At 68.5% G+C, this 4,055-nt stretch carries 5 protein-coding genes; 3 read left to right on the top strand and 2 right to left on the bottom strand.

Going from position 1 to position 4,055, the window contains the following annotated elements; all coding sequences use genetic code 11:
• Window positions 1-1,269 (bottom strand): NAD-dependent DNA ligase LigA (gene ligA / locus VGE49_RS01970; RefSeq protein ID WP_331032911.1); only part of this gene is annotated, 1,269 nt, incomplete at its 3' end.
• Window positions 1,270-1,433: 164 nt separating this feature from the next.
• Between ligA and VGE49_RS01965 the strand changes: the two genes are divergently transcribed.
• The gene (locus tag VGE49_RS01965) at window positions 1,434-2,396 is read left to right on the top strand and encodes a M28 family peptidase (RefSeq protein WP_331032910.1); all 963 of its coding nucleotides are present in this window, start codon (window positions 1,434-1,436) and stop codon (window positions 2,394-2,396) included.
• Window positions 2,397-2,400: 4 nt separating this feature from the next.
• Window positions 2,401-2,958, top strand: a complete 558-nt coding sequence (locus VGE49_RS01960; RefSeq protein WP_331032909.1) for a hypothetical protein — start codon at window positions 2,401-2,403, stop codon at window positions 2,956-2,958.
• A gap of 146 nt (window positions 2,959-3,104) precedes the next feature.
• Here the strand turns inward: VGE49_RS01960 and VGE49_RS01955 are convergent, their stop codons facing one another.
• Window positions 3,105-3,569 carry a peptidylprolyl isomerase gene (locus VGE49_RS01955; RefSeq protein ID WP_331032908.1) on the bottom strand — a complete coding sequence of 155 codons (465 nt, stop codon included), beginning with the start codon at window positions 3,567-3,569 and terminating at the stop codon, window positions 3,105-3,107.
• Between the two features lie 80 nt (window positions 3,570-3,649).
• On the opposite strand from VGE49_RS01955, the gene VGE49_RS01950 reads away from it, so the two are divergent.
• Window positions 3,650-4,055: RlmE family RNA methyltransferase (locus VGE49_RS01950; RefSeq protein WP_331032907.1), on the top strand; the 406-nt coding region annotated here is incomplete at its 3' end.

The following is a 4,055-nucleotide window of genomic DNA, read 5'->3' as shown; positions in this document are numbered from 1 at the left end:
GCCGCAGACCGGGCAGACGTGGGGGAAGACGAACGGCATGGCTCGTTCTTCTTCCGGCCTCGGAAGCACGCCGACGATCTGGGGGATCACGTCGCCGGCGCGTTGCAGGATGACGGTGTCCCCGATCCGCACGTCCTTGCGAGCGATCTCGTCTTCATTGTGCAGGGTGGCGTTGCGCACCACGACGCCGCCGACGGTGACGGGATGCAGGCGGGCGACGGGGGTCAGGGAGCCGGTGCGGCCGACCTGGATGTCGATACCCTCCAGAACGGTCGTCGCCTGCTGGGCCGGGAATTTGTGGGCGATGGCCCAGCGGGGGCTGCGGGCGATGAAGCCCAGGCGTTGCTGCCAGTCCAGGCGGTCGACCTTATAAACCACGCCGTCGATGTCATAGCCTAGGCCGCTGCGGTCGGTTTCAAGCCCGCGATAGACGGCGATCAGACCCTCGGCGCCTTCAACGCGGGCCGACCGCGTGTTGACCTTGAAGCCCCACGACCGGAACGCTTCTAGCGCGCCGTGTTGCGTGTCGGCGAACGGGGCCGAGGTCTCGCCCCAGGCGTAGGCGAAGAAGGTGAGGGGGCGCTGGGCGGTGATCGCCGGATCCTTTTGGCGCAGCGAGCCGGCGGCGAAATTGCGGGGGTTGGCGTAGGTGCGTTTCCCCTCTGCCTCGGCCGCGGCGTTGAAGGCGTCGAAGGCGGCGTTGGGGGCGTAAACCTCGCCCCGGATCTCGATCACATCGGGCCAGCCGGAGCCGGTCAGTTTCTGCGGAATGTCGGCGATGGTGCGCAGGTTGGCGGTCACATCCTCGCCCGTGCGGCCGTCGCCGCGCGTGGCGCCCTGAACCAGAACGCCGTGCTCATAGCGCAGGCTGGCCGACAGGCCGTCGATCTTGGGCTCGGCGACGAAGGCGATGGGCTGGTCGCCCGGCAGTTTCAGGAAGCGGGCGATGCGGGCAGCGAAGTCGCGCACCTCGCCTTCGTCGAAGGCGTTGTCCAGCGACAGCATGGGCACGCCGTGGCGGACCTCTGCGAACTGGGTAGAGACGGGGGCGCCGACGCGCTGTGACGGGCTGACGGGGGACGACAGGGAGGGGAAGCGCGCCTCGATCGCCAGGGCGCGGCGCTTCAGCGCGTCATAGTCGGCGTCGGAAATCTCGGGCGCGGCGTCGGCGTAATAGAGGGCGTCGTGGTGGGCCAGCTGGGCCGAGAGCTGGTCCAGCGCCTCGCGGGCCTGGTCTTCGGTCAGGGTGTCGACGGGAATCTCGGCCATGGGAATCGCTGCTGTCCGAACAGGAGAGGCTGTTTAGCACCGGCCGGTTCCGCTGGCCCCCGTCAAAGGCCCTCATGAAACGTCGGTGGTAAAGCATGACAGGAATGTAATCTGACGCGGTCGCGATAGCGGTCTAGCGTCGCCGCAAATTCGCCGGAGCCGTCATGCGTCCCTTCACCAAACTCGCCGCCCTGACCTCGGTCGCTGTCGCCCTGACGCTGGGGGCCTGCGCCACGCCCGCCGCGGCGCCGCCCAGCGCGCCGCCGGCCGCAGCGGCCAACTATGATCAGCTGATGGCCGATGTGCGCATCCTGTCGGCCGACGACATGGAGGGGCGCGACACCGGCGCGCCCGGCGGCGAACGCGCCCGCGCCTATATCGTCTCGCGCCTGGAAGCGCTGGGCATCGCGGCGCCGGCCATGGGCCGCCTGCAACCGTTCGAGGCGCAGGGCCGCACGCGCGAAGGGCCCAAGACGTTCAACGGGACCAATATCCTGGGCGTCATTCCCGGCACGCGCGTGACCGACAAATACATCGTCGTCACCGCCCACTATGACCACGTCGGCATGAACGGCGGCCAGATCTTCAACGGCGCCGACGACAATGCCTCGGGCGTGGCCACCATGCTGGAGCTGGCGGCCCGGCTGAAAGCCGCCCCGCCTGAGCACAGCGTGCTGATCGTCGCGCTGGACGGTGAAGAGCGCGGCCTGCTGGGCGCCAAGCATTTCGTCGAGGCGCCGCCGGTGCCGCTGTCGTCCATCGTGCTGAACGTCAACTATGACATGACCGCCCGCGCCGAGAGCGACGGCAAGCTGTGGGTCACCGGCACCTATCAGCACCCGAACCTGCGCCCGCTGCTGGAGCCCATTCCGGCCAACGGCGCCGTGACCCTGGCGTTCGGCAAGGACACGCCGGAAGACAAGGGCGCCGACAACTGGGTCGAGGCGTCGGACCACGGCGCATTTTACAAGGCGGGCCTGCCGTTCCTGTATTTCGGCGTGAACTATCACCCCGACTATCACCGCCCCAGCGACGACTTCGACAAGATCACCCCGTCGGTGTTCCAGTCGGCGACCGAACTGGCCATCTCCGGCTTCCGGGCGCTGGACGCCGCGCTGAATCGCTGAGCCGATGAAGCGTCTTTCCCTCGTATTGGCGGGCGCGGTTCTGGCGTTGGCGGCGTGCGATGCGCCCCAGCCCGGTTCGGCCCCGTCTTCCGAGACGAAGGTTACGCAGCCCGCCTTTGTCCATACGCTGAGTGGTGACGTGTCGGGCTATTTCATCCCGTTGTGGCCCATCGCGGTGGGGGATTGGCGGCTGCATCACCTGTTCCTGGGCCAGCCGGCGGATTTCACGGCGTGGGAGGGCGGCGGCAAGTCGGGCCCGTTCGCGCCGGTGATGATCGAGTTCGAGAATACGGCCGGAACGCCGGTGCAGAGCGAACTGGGCGAAAGCCTGCCGCGCTCTCGCGTCCTGCCGTCGACCTATCAGGTCACGGACGGGCGGGTGCGGTTCAGCGGCCGGTCGGCCGATCTGGGCCAGGTGTCGTTCGACGGGCGGCTGGATCAGGACGCCCTGGCCACCGCGCGCCGCAACCTGGGCGACGAGGGGCGGGTGGTGTCCGGCACGCTGAAGGTCGGGGACCGGACGTTCGACGGCGTGCAGATGAGGTGGTGGGCGGGGGACTGACGCCCTTGGCTCCTCCCCATGTCATGGGGAGGTGGCGCGGCGCGCCAGCGCCGTGACGGAGGGGGTGTCTCGACGTCAGAAACCTGCGCCGCCCCCTCCACCACTGCGTGGTCCCCCTCCCCACAGGTGGGGAGGAGAGGTTAGGTTTAGCCCACGGTCGCCTTGACGATCTTGCCCGGCGCGCGGGGCGGTTCGCCCTTGGGCAGGGCGTCGACGTGGTCCATGCCTTCGATCACTTCGCCCCAGACGGTGTACTGGCCATCCAGGAAGCGGGCGTCGTCGAAGCAGATGAAGAACTGCGAGTTGGCGCTGTTGGGATCCGAGGTGCGGGCCATCGAGCAGACGCCGCGAACGTGCGGTTCCTTGGAGAATTCGGCCTTCAGGTTCGGCTTGGTCGAGCCCGAGGTGCCGGTGCCGGTCGGGTCGCCGCCCTGGGCCATGAAGCCGGGGATGACGCGGTGGAAGACCACGCCGTCATAGAAGCCTTCGGAGGCCAGCTCGGTGATGCGGGCGACGTGGCCGGGGGCCAGATCGTCGCGCAGCTTGATCACTACATTGCGCTCGGCGCCGTCGCCGGTGTCGAGGGTGAAGGTCAGGGTTTGGTCGGCCATGGGGCGCTCCTTGTATGTGTGCGGGCCAGAATTATGCGCGGGTCATAGCCGCTGAACGCTGTCGCCGCTATGTGGGAAGCATGAGCGAAGACGAAAAGCCTGCCGAACGCCGCCGAATGGTGCGGCCGCCCACGGGCGGCACGGCCGCCGGGCGCGGCATGGGCCAGAAGATGAAGACCGCCGACACCAAGTCGATGTCCAGCCAGCAGTGGATCAAGCGTCAACTGGCCGACAAATGGTCCGAGCGGGCGCGGGCCGAGGGTTGGCGCAGCCGGGCGGCCTTCAAGCTGATCGAGATCGACGACCGGTTTCATCTGATCAAGAAGGGGTCGCGGGTCATCGACCTGGGCGCGGCGCCCGGCGGCTGGATCCAGGTGGCGCTGGACCGCGGCGCGGCGGCGGTGGCGGGGGTGGACCTGCTGATGATCGAGCCGATCCCCGGCGCGACCCTGCTGCAGGCGGACTTCACCCATCCGGGCGTGGACC

The sequence above is a fragment of the Brevundimonas sp. genome, assembly GCF_036405315.1.
In the GTDB taxonomy this organism is placed as follows: domain Bacteria; phylum Pseudomonadota; class Alphaproteobacteria; order Caulobacterales; family Caulobacteraceae; genus Brevundimonas.
This window is presented reverse-complemented; position numbering and strand designations above follow the sequence as displayed.